Source organism: Sporosarcina sp. Marseille-Q4063 (assembly GCF_018309085.1).
Taxonomy (GTDB): domain Bacteria; phylum Bacillota; class Bacilli; order Bacillales_A; family Planococcaceae; genus Sporosarcina.
This window is the reverse complement of the sequence record NZ_CP070502.1, coordinates 3,616,200-3,630,670: the sequence shown is the minus strand read 5'-3', so window position 1 is coordinate 3,630,670 and position 14,471 is coordinate 3,616,200. Positions and strand designations below refer to the sequence as shown.

At 39.5% G+C, this 14,471-nt stretch carries 22 protein-coding genes and 1 pseudogene; 6 read left to right on the top strand and 17 right to left on the bottom strand.

The window, feature by feature from the left end; all coding sequences use genetic code 11:
* Positions 1–46: 46 nt before the first annotated feature.
* From JSQ81_RS18250 to JSQ81_RS18235, 4 genes and pseudogenes are all read right to left on the bottom strand, one after another.
* Positions 47–416 (bottom strand): annotated as a pseudogene (locus JSQ81_RS18250) (hotdog domain-containing protein).
* Positions 417–473: 57 nt separating this feature from the next.
* Positions 474–665 carry a hypothetical protein gene (locus tag JSQ81_RS18245; protein ID WP_212605408.1) on the bottom strand — a complete coding sequence of 64 codons (192 nt, stop codon included), beginning with the start codon at positions 663–665 and terminating at the stop codon, positions 474–476.
* Between the two features lie 4 nt (positions 666–669).
* The gene (locus JSQ81_RS18240; RefSeq protein ID WP_212605407.1) at positions 670–861 is read right to left on the bottom strand and encodes a hypothetical protein; all 192 of its coding nucleotides are present in this window, start codon (positions 859–861) and stop codon (positions 670–672) included.
* 119 nt (positions 862–980) lie between these two features.
* A complete protein-coding gene (locus tag JSQ81_RS18235) occupies positions 981–1,232 on the bottom strand; it encodes a hypothetical protein (RefSeq protein WP_212605406.1) in 252 nt (83 codons plus the stop codon).
* Positions 1,233–1,332: 100 nt separating this feature from the next.
* On the opposite strand from JSQ81_RS18235, the gene JSQ81_RS18230 reads away from it, so the two are divergent.
* Entirely contained in the window at positions 1,333–1,890 is a 558-nt protein-coding gene (locus JSQ81_RS18230) for a hypothetical protein (RefSeq protein ID WP_212607736.1), read from the top strand.
* Positions 1,891–2,747: 857 nt separating this feature from the next.
* Here the strand turns inward: JSQ81_RS18230 and JSQ81_RS18225 are convergent.
* The gene (locus JSQ81_RS18225) at positions 2,748–3,290 is read right to left on the bottom strand and encodes a phosphatidylglycerophosphatase A family protein (RefSeq protein ID WP_212605405.1); all 543 of its coding nucleotides are present in this window, start codon (positions 3,288–3,290) and stop codon (positions 2,748–2,750) included.
* Positions 3,291–3,399: 109 nt separating this feature from the next.
* Here JSQ81_RS18225 and JSQ81_RS18220 point away from each other — a divergent pair, with 109 nt between their 5' ends.
* The 3 genes from JSQ81_RS18220 (at position 3,400) to JSQ81_RS18210 (ending at position 5,163) form a co-directional block, all read left to right on the top strand.
* Positions 3,400–4,122 (top strand): alpha/beta hydrolase, encoded by a 723-nt coding sequence (locus tag JSQ81_RS18220; RefSeq protein WP_212605404.1) that lies wholly within the window; start codon positions 3,400–3,402, stop codon positions 4,120–4,122.
* Positions 4,123–4,210: 88 nt separating this feature from the next.
* Complete coding sequence (locus JSQ81_RS18215; RefSeq protein WP_212605403.1) at positions 4,211–4,726, top strand: YjcG family protein; 516 nt, start codon at positions 4,211–4,213, stop codon at positions 4,724–4,726.
* Positions 4,727–4,728: 2 nt separating this feature from the next.
* On the top strand, positions 4,729–5,163 hold the full coding sequence (locus JSQ81_RS18210; RefSeq protein WP_212605402.1) for a GNAT family N-acetyltransferase: 435 nt from the start codon (positions 4,729–4,731) through the stop codon (positions 5,161–5,163).
* 84 nt (positions 5,164–5,247) lie between these two features.
* Here the strand turns inward: JSQ81_RS18210 and JSQ81_RS18205 are convergent, their stop codons facing one another.
* From JSQ81_RS18205 to JSQ81_RS18180, 6 genes are all read right to left on the bottom strand, one after another.
* Positions 5,248–5,499 carry a stage VI sporulation protein F gene (locus JSQ81_RS18205; RefSeq protein WP_210469583.1) on the bottom strand — a complete coding sequence of 84 codons (252 nt, stop codon included), beginning with the start codon at positions 5,497–5,499 and terminating at the stop codon, positions 5,248–5,250.
* A gap of 16 nt (positions 5,500–5,515) precedes the next feature.
* Positions 5,516–5,668: a YjcZ family sporulation protein gene (locus JSQ81_RS18200; RefSeq protein WP_210469584.1), complete on the bottom strand. Its 153-nt coding sequence runs from the start codon at positions 5,666–5,668 to the stop codon at positions 5,516–5,518.
* A 114-nt stretch (positions 5,669–5,782) separates the two neighbouring features.
* The gene (gene spoVAE, locus JSQ81_RS18195) at positions 5,783–6,145 is read right to left on the bottom strand and encodes a stage V sporulation protein AE (RefSeq protein ID WP_212605401.1); all 363 of its coding nucleotides are present in this window, start codon (positions 6,143–6,145) and stop codon (positions 5,783–5,785) included.
* Between the two features lie 9 nt (positions 6,146–6,154).
* Positions 6,155–7,156, bottom strand: coding sequence for a beta-ketoacyl-[acyl-carrier-protein] synthase family protein (locus JSQ81_RS18190; protein WP_212605400.1), 1,002 nt, complete (start codon positions 7,154–7,156; stop codon positions 6,155–6,157).
* Positions 7,150–7,605, bottom strand: coding sequence for a stage V sporulation protein AC (gene spoVAC / locus JSQ81_RS18185; protein WP_212605399.1), 456 nt, complete (start codon positions 7,603–7,605; stop codon positions 7,150–7,152). The genes JSQ81_RS18190 and spoVAC overlap by 7 nt, the downstream gene beginning before the upstream one ends.
* Positions 7,605–7,982 carry a hypothetical protein gene (locus JSQ81_RS18180; RefSeq protein ID WP_212605398.1) on the bottom strand — a complete coding sequence of 126 codons (378 nt, stop codon included), beginning with the start codon at positions 7,980–7,982 and terminating at the stop codon, positions 7,605–7,607. Before JSQ81_RS18180 ends, spoVAC begins: the two co-directional genes overlap by 1 nt.
* A gap of 149 nt (positions 7,983–8,131) precedes the next feature.
* On the opposite strand from JSQ81_RS18180, the gene JSQ81_RS18175 reads away from it, so the two are divergent.
* Positions 8,132–8,722, top strand: coding sequence for a CotY/CotZ family spore coat protein (locus JSQ81_RS18175; RefSeq protein ID WP_212605397.1), 591 nt, complete (start codon positions 8,132–8,134; stop codon positions 8,720–8,722).
* Between the two features lie 107 nt (positions 8,723–8,829).
* Here JSQ81_RS18175 and JSQ81_RS18170 read toward each other — a convergent pair whose 3' ends face one another.
* Entirely contained in the window at positions 8,830–9,228 is a 399-nt protein-coding gene (locus JSQ81_RS18170) for a hypothetical protein (protein ID WP_212605396.1), read from the bottom strand.
* Between the two features lie 59 nt (positions 9,229–9,287).
* The gene (gene mgtE / locus JSQ81_RS18165; RefSeq protein WP_212605395.1) at positions 9,288–10,661 is read right to left on the bottom strand and encodes a magnesium transporter; all 1,374 of its coding nucleotides are present in this window, start codon (positions 10,659–10,661) and stop codon (positions 9,288–9,290) included.
* A gap of 289 nt (positions 10,662–10,950) precedes the next feature.
* Between mgtE and prpE the strand changes: the two genes are divergently transcribed.
* Positions 10,951–11,694, top strand: coding sequence for a bis(5'-nucleosyl)-tetraphosphatase PrpE (gene prpE / locus JSQ81_RS18160; protein WP_212605394.1), 744 nt, complete (start codon positions 10,951–10,953; stop codon positions 11,692–11,694).
* Here prpE and JSQ81_RS18155 read toward each other — a convergent pair.
* From JSQ81_RS18155 to JSQ81_RS18140, 4 genes are read right to left on the bottom strand one after another with little or no spacing between them, the layout of a single operon-like run.
* A complete protein-coding gene (locus tag JSQ81_RS18155; RefSeq protein WP_305849492.1) occupies positions 11,678–12,595 on the bottom strand; it encodes an RluA family pseudouridine synthase in 918 nt (305 codons plus the stop codon). The genes prpE and JSQ81_RS18155 overlap by 17 nt on opposite strands.
* Positions 12,588–13,388, bottom strand: coding sequence for an NAD kinase (locus JSQ81_RS18150; protein WP_212605392.1), 801 nt, complete (start codon positions 13,386–13,388; stop codon positions 12,588–12,590). The genes JSQ81_RS18155 and JSQ81_RS18150 overlap by 8 nt, the downstream gene beginning before the upstream one ends.
* Positions 13,385–14,062, bottom strand: a complete 678-nt coding sequence (locus tag JSQ81_RS18145; RefSeq protein ID WP_212605391.1) for a GTP diphosphokinase — start codon at positions 14,060–14,062, stop codon at positions 13,385–13,387. Before JSQ81_RS18145 ends, JSQ81_RS18150 begins: the two co-directional genes overlap by 4 nt.
* A gap of 19 nt (positions 14,063–14,081) precedes the next feature.
* The gene (locus JSQ81_RS18140; protein WP_212605390.1) at positions 14,082–14,471 is read right to left on the bottom strand and encodes a UPF0738 family protein; all 390 of its coding nucleotides are present in this window, start codon (positions 14,469–14,471) and stop codon (positions 14,082–14,084) included.

Below are 14,471 nucleotides of genomic sequence, written 5' to 3'. Positions count from 1 at the left end.
GTGTTTTTTCTTTTTGTAATAATAAACGTCGTAAGTATTCACAATATCACACCCAAAAATCTCCACTGATCACTTCTTTTTCCTCTTGATTTTCACATATAAAGGATGCAGCAATAGCTGTTCGATTGTTTTCTTGCCTTTCGTATTTTGCAATTGTAACTTCACAAATTATTGTATCGCCTGTAAACACTGGTCCTTAAAAACTCAAAATTCATATTGCGAGCAAGTACGTTATGATCTACGCCCACCTTTGTTGGCAGAGTTGCTGTAAGTAAACCTTGAACGACAAGTCTTCCCTGCTCATCAGGGCTTAGATGATGAATGCCTTCATCACCTGAAATCTTAGTAAACAATTCAACAGTTTCTGCCATGAAAGTCCGTTCGAATGTAATGATTTTCCCTACTTTTAATGACAATTTTATGCCCCCTTGAATGTTAAGACTTCTATAAATGTGACATTTATTCAAATGTTTTCAATTTCTCCACTCTCCATTAGAATACATTTCTTTTTCAGTTTGTACCCATTCTAGTAAATGTACGGCGGAAAATCTTCCGTTGTTTTTTTGTTTCCCCATTAATCTATATGCATAAAGAAGTTGCTGACAAAAATTACATGACAAGAAAAAGCACGATTCCCCCACGGAACATGCTTTTTCTTTATTCAACAAATCACCCCGTCTTTCTAATCTTCCAAATAACACCCGTTCCCGGAACGGCGCTGGCACCAGCAAACAGTCCAAAATCAAGTACATATAAAACGCCGTCGGAATCGAATACCGCGTCAATCGGGCGTTCAAAACCGCCGCTAATACATCTTGCCGTCCGGACCAAATACGACACGGTTATTATGATGATCGCCATTACTCGGAAGACCCTCAATGATGTTCTTCTTCGTTCCTTCGGGTTGAATAATTGTTACATAGCGCCGATGCGTAACATAAATATTCCATTCACGTTCAGTAATACCTGTTAACGGCGGATTAAATCCATCCGCAACAAGCGAAAACCCTTCTCTCGTTAACTTTTAACACCTTCCCATTGCCGTCCGTAATACCAGAATCAGCAACTAGCATTTCCCCATTGCTTGTAAAAGTTAAGTTTATCGGTGTTGTTAACCCATCTGCGAACACATCGATTTCATATCCTACAGGTACTAGCACATCTTTTGGATTGAGCCTTCTTTGTGGTTTATCCTCCATTTGGGTTTGGTCCATGACTCCTTGTTCAGCCATTCATTTATCTCCTCTCTATTGTTTACATATCAATCTATTAAGGTAGTGGGCTTTCAGACACCTAAAATAATTAATTGAAAAGAGGAATTTTGTGTATTTCATGAATTCTATATCATCAGCACCCAATGATATTCATCAAATTTTTCTGCGTTGGTCACCATTAAAGCAATCGTTATTTGGCGCATTGATGGCATCGCTTGCAGCAATTTTACAAGCCTCCGGAGGACTGTTGCCTGGTATCGGTATGTTCCTGAGCCCTTTTACAACATTGCCGATATTAGTTAGTACGCTCGTTTCAATTCGAACAGGGATGTTAACTTATATCTTGACGATTTTATTATTGTTATTAATGGAGCCTAGCGAACTATTTATTTTTCCATTTACAACCGGATTACTGGGGGTTGGACTTGGATGGACATTTCAAATTTTCCATCGACGTTTAGAAATTATCCTTGTGAATGGCTTGTTATTATTTACGGGAATTTGTATACCTTTGTATATTCTAGGTTTTCCTGTTTTCGGACCTGCTGTCGCATCTAGTTTTGATGGTTTAATTTTAGTAATGATTTTTGGATTTTCACTTCTTTATAGTTGGTTATGGTTGGAATTGGGTTCGTTTTTTCTACGTAAAATTGAAATCATATTAAAATCCGGATAAGTATACACGAAAAAAGCATAATCCAGTATTTCGGATCATGCTTTTTCCCTTCCCCATAATTCTGGGGGTGTTACGCGGAAAATTTGTTGGTTCTTCATTTCACTTTCATGTTCACAAACTGTTCTTTCTGACGATTAATTGAATACCCCGTCAGTGCAGTTTGACCTGCGTGACTGTCTTCTTAAGCCTCTTCCGGCAAGGGTTTCACATGTTACTTTGTGTGACTGACACCTTCCACAGCCCGCTTTCAAGTTGCACTTCAAACAAAAAACTTACTGCTTACCGCTAATTGGTACACGTTCTATTCGTCCATACAGATTGACCGTTGCGTATTGAACGAATTGGTTGAAACCTAATTACATGGTTCCCGACGAGATAACTTTCGCCAGTAAAGCAAATTTTCCGCCAAGGCTGTGCAAATCTCCATTGAAAGTCCACTGTAGGTTACTCGTCTATCAGTTTTCTTTCGCCGTTGTTTAGCCTTGTACTTAATATATACCCCGTATAAAAAAAGTTAAACATTTAAAACAAACTTTTTTTAAATTCTTTTTTAAAATTTATATATTATCACAAATATATAGTCGATTGGAGTGCAGGGCGACGACTCCAGCGGGAATAGCCGAGAAAAATGGGTCTCCAAATCGGAGGTTTTTAGTGACTTTGGTCGTTTGAAGAAGCACTTTAGTCGTTTCGATGGTCGTATTAGTCGTTTGGAGTCGGGCTTTGGTCGTTTCGACGGCGGCTTTAGTCGTTTGGCGCTCAGAGGGCGGCAGGCTGAAATAGATATCGGTATATACAATGAAAAAAGCACTTGAATATGATTCATTCAAGTACTCTATAGTTTTTTAGTGCGACACTCAAGGCAAATCCTTATCAATTAAATTATTCGCTTCTTGTATATCTCTTGATTTATGTGCAATTCTTGACGCTGCCGATGCCGCAATGCTTGCGACGAGATCATCAAGGAATGTATGGACTCCGCGTCCTTTTTTTGTATCGAGTTCATTAATAATACCAATCTTATTTTTATCTAAATGACCAAACGTTGTTACTGCAATTGACCCGTATGTAAAGACGGCTCCCAATGCAATTGTTTCGTCAACACCAAACAAACCTTCATCGGATACAACGATTTCTTGAAGCGGAGATGATAATTTACCTTGTTCAGCCAACTCATCAAGTTCAATTCCGACTAGAATAGCATGTTGCAGTTCGCGTTTTTCGAGCACACTTTCAACGGATTCAATGCAATAAGCCATATCTAAATCCGGGTTATAAGGCAACTGCATTTCGTAAACGATGTCTGCAATATCTTGAATTTCTACCCTGCGCCGTGCCAATGCAGCTAACGTGGCATCTCTAACAACTTGTGAATGGACGACTTTTCTTTTTTTGATCATTAAATACATCCCCTTTTTTCTGACTGTCAATTCGAACTACTTCCATTATACCTAATGAAAGTGAATATGTTACAATTTCAACATAGATGAATCTAGGAGGCTAAATCAAATGAAGCAAGGTAAGATTGAAGAATTTACAATTCAGAGTAAGGCGCTTGGCGAAGAGATGCAGGTACTTGTCCATTTACCTCATAATTATACCCCGCTTTATAAATATGCAGTCCTTATTGCATCTGATGGAAAAGATTACATACAGTACGGCCGTGTCGGAAGAGTGATTGATGAATTTATTGAATCGGGAGAAATCGAAGACGTTATCTTCTTTGGCGTTCCTTATAAAAGCGTTAGCGAAAGACGGCGCATGTATCATCCCGATGGTGATAAACATGAAGCCTATATACGCTTTTTAGCGCATGAACTTGTTCCTTTCATCGACGATAACTATCCTACATACCAAGTAGGGGCAGGTAGAGGCTTGATCGGCGATTCACTTGCGGCGACAATTTCCTTGTTGGCAGCTACTAAATATCCAAATACTTTTGGAAAGGTAATCTTGCATTCTCCGTATGTGGATGATCATGTGCTCGAGAAAGTGAATGCTGTCGAAAACACAGCAGCATTTTCGATTTATCACGTAATAGGGGAAGAAGAAACGGAAGTAAATACGCAACAGGACGGCGTTCAAGATTTTTTGAAACCGAATCGTAAATTAAAGAATTTAGTCGAATCGAAAGGGTTTTCGTACTTCTATGAAGAATTCAAAGGAGACCACACTTGGAAATACTGGCAACCCGACGTACGTCGAGCAATCTCAATGGTGTTTGGTCAATAATAATAGATATATGACAATTAACGGATACTTCTGTTATAATTATTGTTAGCGCTTCAATCTACAACAATTTTATTAGGAGGTTTTCATAATGAAGTATGGTATTGTAGCTTTTCCATCGAAAGAACTCCAAGATTTAGCAAACGGGTATCGTAAACGATATGACCCACATTATGCGCAAATTACTCCGCACATGACAATTAAAGGCGTATTTGATGCGAACGACAAAGAGATTGAAGAAGTAGCAAAAGAAATTAAAAAAGTGACGGATAAACACGGACCATTCGAGTTAACGGTTTCAAAGGTAAGCACTTTTGCCCCAATTACAAATGCTATTTATTTTAAAGCTGAAACAAATGAAGAATTATTGAACTTACACAAAGACTTGAATTATGACTTCTTTGGCGAAGAACCTCCATATGCATTTATTCCGCATGTGACAATCGCTCAAAAACTTACGTCAGGTGAACACGATGATATTATTGGTCAATTGAAAATGATTGGCGTAAATCATACTGAAACAATAGACCGTATTCATCTTCTATACCAATTGGAAAATGGATCATGGAATGTCTTTGAAACATTCCGACTTGAAGGAGCTAACTAAATTTGTTTGATGTTAAAATCGTGACGACTAGCGGGGAAAGGGAGGATGCGTTTTCTGTTAGACGAAAAGTGTTCGTCGAAGAACAAGGTGTTCCCCTTAGTCTAGAACTTGATGAACTTGATGAAACGGCAGATCATTTTGTCGTCTATACTGAAAATACACCAATCGGAGCGGGAAGAATCAGAGAAAGCGATTCTGGAATCGGAAAAGTAGAACGCGTATGTATTCTTCCTGAATTCCGTGGAAAACATCTTGGAAAACTTATCATGCAAGCACTCGAAGACCATGCTGCTTCTAAAAGTTTCGAAAAGATCATTTTAAACGCCCAATCCTATGCCATCCCTTTTTATGAAAAAATTGGCTATGTAATTACTTCACCAGAATTTATGGATGCGGACATTCCGCATCGAACAATGGAAAAAATAATAACAGAATAAAAAATAGCTGATTTATCGTCTCTTTCGTAGCAGATGATTTTCAGCTATTTTTTTATTTAGTGTAAATCCTGCGATCAGGACGGACTATCTACCGAGCATTTTCTCGATATCAGAAAAATTAACTGCTTTTCCGTCATTCACTATTGATTTGACAAGTTCATCTTCCATATGCGGTGACACTTGTTTATTCGCGAGCTTACCGACGTTTCGAATAATTTTTCTTACTTGTCGCTCATCGCTGAAATCTGCATACTGGATTGCATTCGCTAACGCAAATACTTCTTCCATCGGAACCCCTGTCTTTGATTCGATTTTCCGGAAAAATGAATCATTCATCCGCTATTCCCCTTTCTTATACAAAGCTACTGCCGACAATGATGAGTAGAATGAAGAGAACGACGATGAGAACGAATGTTGAACCGCCATACGATCCTCTTCCGCGTCCACATTCCCCACCATAGCCGCCTACACCGTAGCCGCCTCCGTAAGGATTGCATCCAAACATAAAAACCCCTCCTTCCCTTCTACATAGTGTATGCGGGGAATAAGAGAGGTACGGGGCAAGTGCACAGAATATTTAATTGGGAAAATCGAAATCAACACTCATTTCTAAAACAGATTACACCTTGCCTTTTGGTCTGAAAATAACCGCTGCGATAAAGCCAAATAAAATTGCTGCACTTATACCTGAACTCGTGACTTCAAACATACCCGTAAGGACGCCGACAAATCCATGCTTTTCCGCTTCAGCCATTGCTCCGTGGGTTAGTGCATTCCCAAATGATGTTATGGGAACAGTGGCACCAGCACCTGCGAAGTCGATCAGAGGTTCATACCATCCCACCCCATCGAGAATAGAGCCGGCTACAACCATTATGCAAAGTGTATGTGCGGGTGTTAAATTTGCTACATCAAATAATAATTGACCGATTACACAAATTAGACCTCCGACTACAAATGCGGTAATAAATATAGACAACATATCATTCACTCATTTCATTTCTAATTCAACCGCATGCGCAATGCACGGAATTGTATCTCCTTGTTGAAACGATAAAGGCGATAATAATGAACCAGTGGCAATCAAAAGTACGCGCTTATAATTCCCTTGCATCATCTTTTCATAGACATCTGAAAAATAAATTGCAGCAGAACATCCAGTTCCACTTGCACCGGCTTGAAAATCAGCATCATCTCCGTAAAACTCCGCTCCTGCATCGCGTAAATTATTTGTCGTTTCGATTTTCTTTTTATCAATTAACTTTTGATAAATTTCAAATCCGATTTTCCCCAAGTCACCGGTTATAATGGCATCGTAATGCTTGGCTTTTCTCCCATGGCCATTTAAATGACGTTCCAATGTATCCGCTGCCGCAGGTGCCATAGCGGCCCCCATATTAAATGGATCCTTCATCCCGAGGTCAATGACACGTCCTATCGTTCCGCTAACAATTGCGGGAAAACCTGTCCGATTCGGAGTAACCGCTGCAACACCCGCGGCGGTCACTGTCCACTGGGCTGTTGCTGGTTTTTGAGCGCCGTATTCCACAGGATATCGAAATTGCCGCTCAACAGCATTATGCTGACTGCTGGCTCCAGCAATTGAACATGCAGACATCCCTGATTCTGTTAATAATGCGGCTGTCAAAAGCGATGAAATCGAAGTTGCGCATGCGGAAAACATTCCGACATAAGGTATTTGCAACTCGGATGCACAAAAATTCGAAGGTGTCATCTGATTTACCAAATCTCCAATTAATAGAAAATCTGCATCGTCGGGCACAAAACCAGCTTTACTCAATGCAATCATGCAAGCATCTTCTACTAACTTTGCGTGTCCTTTTTCATTTGTCGGCTGTCCGCTTCGTTCATCGTCTAATACTTTATCAAACACTGAAACAAAAGGACTTTTTTTCTCGAGTGGTCCAACGACTACACCCGTGGCGGCAATCGTTGGGTTTGTTCTGAATTTCAAAAGTCCTTTCACTACCATGAGACCACACCAAACTTTACTAGAATTGTTTTTATGAGTGCCACAATAAATGCAGAAGCAACTCCAAATAAAATAACCGATCCGGCAAGTTTAAACATATTCCCGCCGACCCCAAGAACATACCCCTCACTTCTATGTTCAATCGCAGCAGAAATTACAGCATTCCCGAATCCGGTAATCGGGACTGCTGACCCAGCCCCTCCAAATTGAGCAATTTTTCGATACTGTCCAAACCCAGTTAACAGCATTGCTATAAAAATCAACGTCGCAACTGTCGGATTGCTTGCAGTTCGTTCAGTGAAATCAAAAAACGTCATATAAAATACTGAAATACCTTGTCCGATTAAACAAATCGTTCCACCTGTTATAAATGCAGTAAATAAATTTCGTGCCAGCGGAGGTTTCGGTGATATTTTACTCTCTAACTCGGCGTATTTCTTTTCATCCATCATGTCTCCTCCTCCGATAAGGTTTTCAATTCTTTGATCTTTTTAGGAAGCTTATCTTTATCTTCTTGTTCCATAAGCTTTTTTGTTTCTTGAATAATTTTACTGTCCGCTGATACCGTGACTTCAAAGTCTTCGTAAAGTTTCTCTAGTTTTTTTGTTAACTCTTTTTCGATTTTTGCTTTATGAAATCTAGAAAATGTTTTAACCGTGACACCCGAAAGGATTTCCTTTTCATGAAAAATAGCGATAGCACTTAGTAATCGATCATCATCTTCAAATACTTTTTCTGCTTTTTCAACGTCTTCATTCGTGTCATTTTGAATATGCACGCCATTTTCTATTTGGACACAACCTGCTAGAACTAGTAGTAGTAGCAAGAAATAAACTAATTTACGGATACGACTTCGCCTCCTCTTATAATAGCATGCCAAAAATCGACTCATTTTATTCAAATATAGTCGTCTGCCCTGTCGCAACAATCCGTTTCGCATAAAGTATATAGAACTGATAAAAGGAGGTGGAATTAATGGGATGTGGAAGAGAAGATGATGTTAGAGGAGTCCGACATCACGACAACTGTATTTGTGAAGTAGTTCGCGCTATTAAACGAATACAAGGTGTTCGGGATGATGATGATTGTGATGATTGCATAACGGACTGTTTCATATCACCACTTGGCGGTCTTGTTAGTCCGACACGCGGTCGTATTAACACACGAGTCTTCATGCTATTAACAGATGATGGTGATCCGTTCAAAGCTATGTTTAAACGTCAAAGAAGAAGAAGAAGAGACCGAGACCACGGCAAAGATGGCAGCAGAGAGGGCATAGGATCTGACCATGGAAGAGATAAGCATCGAGATCGGGATAACTGTTTCTCAGTCTTTTTCCGGGTACAGAATGTTTTCGACAACTGCTGTGCGACATTACAAGTACTTGAGCCTCGTGATGAAGACGGAAGACGAGTAGATATTTTGAAAAACGGGAAAATAGACTTTGACAAATTATGTGATGTTGAAGAATTTGAAGCAACTGACTCTTGTATTACAGTTGATTTAAAATGCTTCTGTGGAGTCCAATGTATTAAAGACGTATTCATCGACTGTGACAGAGATTAATAGGTAAACCTGCAATGCTCAGGCTGTCCGATTGGTAAACTCAATCGGGCAGTCATTTGATTTATGTACAAAAAAAGACCGAACGGATTTCTCCGAACGGCCTTTTTTTATTTTTCTTGAAATGGTTTCCCGCGCCATAAAACATCTTTGATTGTATTAATATCTACCGCGACAATTAAATCTTCCTCATCTACAAGTTCAATAAAAAGCGTTTCACCATCGATTCTATTGATAACACCTTTTAGTACTTCATTTTCGAATACAAATTGAAGCGGTTTGTACACTTGCCGTTGGAATGGACTTCCAAGGCTAGTAATCTTGTTAAAAACTTCTGAATTCGTCCGAGTTGTCTCCTGGACTTCCTCTTCTCCCTCAATAAATTCTTCGGTCTCTTCCTCATTCAGCACAAATACTGATGTGCTTTCCTCATCCGTGGTGGCAACCCGAATGTAAATCGGCGGCCCGTGAACGAATAATAAAGGTTCATTTTTATAAATAATGCGCACATCCTTTTTGAACTTAGTATATGCGCTACCTATTTTTGATGTTCTTCGACGGAAATGATTTATAAATCAGCAATAAATGTAGTTGCCAACCCAAGATAAATAAGTGTACTCAATAGATCATTCAATGTTGTAATGAATGGACCCGATGCAACAGCAGGATCAATCTTCATTTTGTGCATGAACAACGGAATGAATGAACCTGAAATTGTTGCGACGAAAATAGATACGAAAATAGCGGCGCCGACAAGCAGTCCCAGAAGGAATTCCTGCTTCCAAATATAGACTAGCCCGACAACAAAAACGGCACAAACAATTCCCGTCATCAGTCCAGTACCAGCTTCTCTTAGTAATAATTTAAACTTGCTTTCATCTTCGATATCGCGCGTTGCAATCCCGCGTACTGCTACCGCAAGTGCTTGTGTGCCACTATTACCCGCAGTTCCGGCAATCAAAGGGATGAACGCTGCCAAGAGGGCAACTTTTTCAATCGTCGCTTCAAATGCACCTATTAAATTAGCGGTTAGCATTCCGAGGACTAATAATATAATAAGCCAAGGAAGCCTCTTTTTTGCTGCTGATAATGAGTTTTTATCAAATGTACTCATATCCGAAACGGCTGCAAGTTTGGAGTAGTCATCAGATGCTTCTTCCTCGAGCACGTCTAGAATATCATCGACTGTAATAATCCCGAGTAAATGTTGTTGGAAGTCAACGACAGGCACCGCAAGAAAATTATAATCCTTAATCATACGAGCAACATCTTCCTGATCTTCGCTAACAAGTACACTGACGACTCGATCATTCATAATCGTATGAATGAAAGTGTCCTCATGCGCGATGATTAAATCACGAAGTGAAACAACGCCTGTTAGTTTTTCACTTTCATCCACCACAAATATGTAATAGATTGTTTCAGCGTCAGGCGCTGCATTCCGTAAAATTGTCATCGCTGACCTTACAGTCGAATTTTGCGGAATCACCACGTATTCTGTCGTCATTATTGAACCGGCTGTATATTCTTCATAATGCAATAGAGCCTTAATTTCGTTTGCTGCTTCTTGGTTCATCAATGTTAAGTAGCTGACGACTTGTGCTTTATCAAGTTCGTTTAAGACATCTACCGCGTTATCCACAAACATATGAGAAAACATGTCAGCGGCATACGTCGTGTCCATCTCTGAAAGGAACTTTTTATAATCTTCATCATCAATTTCACTTAACTCAAAAATCTCCGCAAGTTCTTTTGGAGATAAATAATAATAAATTATTTTCCTTACTTCTGTATCCACTTTTTTGTAAAACGTTGCTCGGTCATAAGGGTGGAGCACTAGGAAACCAGAACGAAATGATTCAATATCTTTGTTTTCCAGGGCTTCAATCAGTTTTTCCTCATCGTAAATAACTTCTTCTTCGTTCTCGATTTTTCCAACCATTGCCGCACCTTCCTTTCAATAAACGCGTTACTTCTGGGTATAATAAAGTTAATCTTCAATCAGTGGAGGTTTTTCTTATCCACGAAAGAAGAATGTAGTTCAATTCTTCCTAACTGATTGTTAGTTTTACCAATCGGGCTTTAGGGAGGAATGAACTTTATTCCTCCGAACTTTAGGGCAGTTAATCCTCCACCTATTCGCCTTGTTTTCTTGTACAAATAAAGTGAGGATTTTACTGCCGTTAATGCGGGATAAATTTACTTGATAAATTAAAAAAGGATGAAAAATTATGAATCGGTACGATATTATTGGTGATATACATGGTTGCTTCGATGAGCTTTTACAATTAATTTTCAAGCTCGGTTATACAATGGAAAATGACATCCCCATTCATCGGGAAGGACGTCAATTAGCCTTTGTCGGCGATGCTATGGACCGAGGACCTGATTCAGTAAAGACACTAAACTTCATGTTTCGACTTCAAGATGCAAGAAAGCTTATTTATTCCCCAGGAAATCACTGTAACAAGTTCTACCGTTACGCCAAGGGGAACCCAGTACAGCTTCAGCACGGAATAGAAACGACAGTCGCTGAACTTGATCAACTCTCAGCTAAGAAGCGTCAATATTTTTTAAAGCGTTATATCGAATTTTATGAGGCTTTACCTTTATATCATACCCTCGACAATAAAAAACTCATCGTCGCACATGCAGGTATTCGCGAAAATCTTCTCGAATCGACTAACAGGAAAAAGATTCGTTCTTTTGTTTTATACGGTGATACAACAGGTGAAATCCATCCTAATGGCCGCCCCGTTCGCAGAGATTGGGCTAAACATTATCATGGTCAATCATTTATCGTTTATGGCCACACGCCTGTTAAAGAGGCACGTTTCATTCATAATACGGTGAATATTGACACCGGTTGCGTTTTTGGCGGTCAACTAACAGCTATCCGTTACCCGGAAAAAGAAATAGTGACTATTCCATCTTCCCTGCCATTTATAGCTGATCGATTTACCGGGTATGACTAAGAATTCTTTTTATATCAAGCGGAAGGGCGGCTTTGAAAGTTAAAGGCTCGTTTGAAATGGGATGATTAAACTGTAGTGTTTCACAATGCAGTGCTTGCCGTGATATTAATCTTCGACTGCCTCCGTACAAGTCGTCCCCAAGGATCGGATGACCGGCCCATTTCATATGTACCCTAATTTGATGCGTTCTACCCGTATGTAGTTTCAGTGCAACTTTTGTTAGTTTTTGTCGGTTTTTCACGAACCTTTCAATGACATTGACTTCTGTGCGAGCCTCTTGTCCATCACCACGAACAACTCTTTCAATTATACTGCCATCTTTTCGTCCTATCGCTTCATTAATCAGCATTTGATCAGGGAAAAAGTGGCCTTCCACAATGGCTGTATAACTTCGTTTAAAGGTTGAGTTACTAACCTGCTTGCCGAGCAAATGATGAATATGTCTATTTTTCGCAATGCAAACTAAGCCTGATGTATTATGATCCAATCTCGTTACAATATGAACGGTTGAAGGAATTTGCTCATTTAAGAATTTTCCTGCAACAAAGTTGGCGATTGTTCCCGAACGATGATTAAAAGACGGAATTGTACTTTGGCGCGCAGGTTTATCAAGAATTAATAAAAAATCATCTTCAAATACAACCGACAAGTTACCCTCTTCAGCCTTTAGCCCGGCGCTTGTTTCTTCAGGTGGAAAATATACGTCGACCCTATCTTCCTTGTATAGGAAATGTCGCACGTCTCTTTCAATGCCATTTACCAAAAGCAGTCCGCCATTATATTTGACCGCTGTTAACGTTCGCTTCGATATTTCCCTGGCACCTAAAAAATCACGTAGTTGAACCCTGTCCTTATTCACGTTAAACGACAGATGAAATCTCGAATCAACATTCTTAACCACTGTTATCAATAAAGGAGTCCTTCACGCGTTTCCAAAATGGAAATGGTCGGAATCTGGCAAAGCGAACTCTTTCCGATGAAACTTCATATTCGATTGACTTGACGTCTTCATGGAGTAATTGCAAATGATCCACAGTTACCATGAAATCAGGTCCATTTACGGGTTTCAATACACATTTATGATGATCCGGCAATACAAGCGGAGAGCCAACAGTACGGAATACACGGTTGTTAATAGAAGCCATTTCTGTTAGCTGCATCGAAGGTAGAGACGGGTGAACCAATGCTCCGCCGTTAGATTTACTATATGCAGTCGATCCAGACGGCGTCGACATACATAAGCCGTCTCCCCGGAAACGTTCAAAATGTTTATCATTCAATAATACATCCATCACTAATGTAACATCCGGCGATTTTACTGATGATTCGTTAAGGGCTAAGTAATGTAAACTTTCTCTTTCACCTTGATAATTAATCGTTACGTCCAATAGGGGATATTCAATCACATCAAATTCTTTTCTGGCTATGCTAATAACCAGCTTTTCAATTTCAGATGGCTTCCAATCAGCATAAAACCCCAAATGGCCGGTGTGTATCCCGACGAAAGCAGTCTCCTTTAAACGATAACTGTATTTATGGAAAGCATGGAGCAAGGTCCCATCGCCGCCAATCGATAAAACAATATCAGGCTTTTCTTCATCAAAAACGAGGCCAAAACCTAGTAAATAATCCTTCGCTTCAAGTAATAGACGATTTGATAATTCGTCATTTCTCGATTGTATTGAAAACTTCATTTTTTTCGCCTCTCATTCTGATCTTGATCGTTGAAACCCCTGGTTGGATCTTCTTTATATGTACTAAAATATTGTTGCGCATCTTGAATTTCATCCCGAATAAGTGTCATTTCTTCGTCTAACCGAAAGGCAGCCTCCGCCGCGCGTTCCAATCGAATGCTAATTTGTTCAGGAAGCGCGCTTTCATATTTATAATTTAATGAATGCTCGATTGAAGCCCAAAAATTCATTGCTAATGTCCGAATTTGGATTTCAGCTAAAATTGTTTTCTCCCCTTGAATCGTTTGAACGGGATAATTAATGATGACATGGTATGAGCGATATCCACTCGCCTTTTTATTTGAAATATAATCGCGTTCCTCAATTACTTCGAGATCATTTCGTTGGCGTAAAATTTCAACAACTGATTGAATATCGCCAACAAATTGACACATGATTCGTAAGCCGGCAATATCGGGAAGTTCAGTTGCCAATTCATCAGAAGGTTCAAATGGAATTCCTTTTTCAAGGGTTTTGTCATAAATACTCGCACGTGGTTTCACTCTGCCAGTTACAAACTCTACAGGTGTATGGACATCTTCTAACTCGTATTGTGAACGAATCCCTTTAAGCTTAACCTTCAATTCATCGACAGCTTGTTTGTATGGTTCTAGAAATTTATTCCACTGCGGCATTTCAGGTTCCTCCCCCGCTTTATATAGTACTTTTCAATATTTCTTCAAATGCTGATTCAACTGCCGTGGAAAAAGCTTCCCCGTAATTATTATTACCTTCAATATTATAAATCAACATGGTCAACTCTTCGATAAAGCCATTTAAAGAAACAGCGTTTTCATCAAAGGTTACGACTGGGTTTGTATTCAACTTTAATGAATCGACTAATAACGGCCACACTGCCTGTTCAAAATGAAGCTGACCGTATTCTTCTTCTTCATCAAGCAAGTAAACAAACGTCATTTTCTCCGAATCTGTTATCATTTTCCCTGAAGGAATTAAAATTTTTGTATTTAATTTTTCGCCTATCGGAAAGGTTATGATTGGACCGTTTTGAGTCCCACTATTAATATGAATTTCAGTACGCAT

What these genes read in the sequence shown, in the direction of transcription:
- spoVAC (WP_212605399.1), bottom strand. Translation starts at nt 7,605, where the DNA reads ATGGATGAAAAGAAATACGCCGAGTTAGAGAGTAAAATATCACCGAAA.
- mgtE (WP_212605395.1), bottom strand. Translation starts at nt 10,661, where the DNA reads ATGGTTGGAAAAATCGAGAACGAAGAAGAAGTTATTTACGATGAGGAA.
- JSQ81_RS18145 (WP_212605391.1), bottom strand. Translation starts at nt 14,062, where the DNA reads ATGCCGCAGTGGAATAAATTTCTAGAACCATACAAACAAGCTGTCGAT.
- JSQ81_RS18220 (WP_212605404.1), top strand. Translation starts at nt 3,400, where the DNA reads ATGAAGCAAGGTAAGATTGAAGAATTTACAATTCAGAGTAAGGCGCTT.
- JSQ81_RS18175 (WP_212605397.1), top strand. Translation starts at nt 8,132, where the DNA reads ATGGGATGTGGAAGAGAAGATGATGTTAGAGGAGTCCGACATCACGAC.
- JSQ81_RS18235 (WP_212605406.1), bottom strand. Translation starts at nt 1,232, where the DNA reads ATGGCTGAACAAGGAGTCATGGACCAAACCCAAATGGAGGATAAACCA.
- JSQ81_RS18215 (WP_212605403.1), top strand. Translation starts at nt 4,211, where the DNA reads ATGAAGTATGGTATTGTAGCTTTTCCATCGAAAGAACTCCAAGATTTA.
- JSQ81_RS18140 (WP_212605390.1), bottom strand. Translation starts at nt 14,471, where the DNA reads ATGCGTACTGAAATTCATATTAATAGTGGGACTCAAAACGGTCCAATC.
- JSQ81_RS18150 (WP_212605392.1), bottom strand. Translation starts at nt 13,388, where the DNA reads ATGAAGTTTTCAATACAATCGAGAAATGACGAATTATCAAATCGTCTA.
- JSQ81_RS18225 (WP_212605405.1), bottom strand. Translation starts at nt 3,290, where the DNA reads ATGATCAAAAAAAGAAAAGTCGTCCATTCACAAGTTGTTAGAGATGCC.
- spoVAE (WP_212605401.1), bottom strand. Translation starts at nt 6,145, where the DNA reads ATGTTGTCTATATTTATTACCGCATTTGTAGTCGGAGGTCTAATTTGT.
- JSQ81_RS18205 (WP_210469583.1), bottom strand. Translation starts at nt 5,499, where the DNA reads ATGAATGATTCATTTTTCCGGAAAATCGAATCAAAGACAGGGGTTCCG.
- JSQ81_RS18240 (WP_212605407.1), bottom strand. Translation starts at nt 861, where the DNA reads ATGGCGATCATCATAATAACCGTGTCGTATTTGGTCCGGACGGCAAGA.
- JSQ81_RS18200 (WP_210469584.1), bottom strand. Translation starts at nt 5,668, where the DNA reads ATGTTTGGATGCAATCCTTACGGAGGCGGCTACGGTGTAGGCGGCTAT.
- prpE (WP_212605394.1), top strand. Translation starts at nt 10,951, where the DNA reads ATGAATCGGTACGATATTATTGGTGATATACATGGTTGCTTCGATGAG.
- JSQ81_RS18190 (WP_212605400.1), bottom strand. Translation starts at nt 7,156, where the DNA reads ATGGTAGTGAAAGGACTTTTGAAATTCAGAACAAACCCAACGATTGCC.
- JSQ81_RS18230 (WP_212607736.1), top strand. Translation starts at nt 1,333, where the DNA reads ATGAATTCTATATCATCAGCACCCAATGATATTCATCAAATTTTTCTG.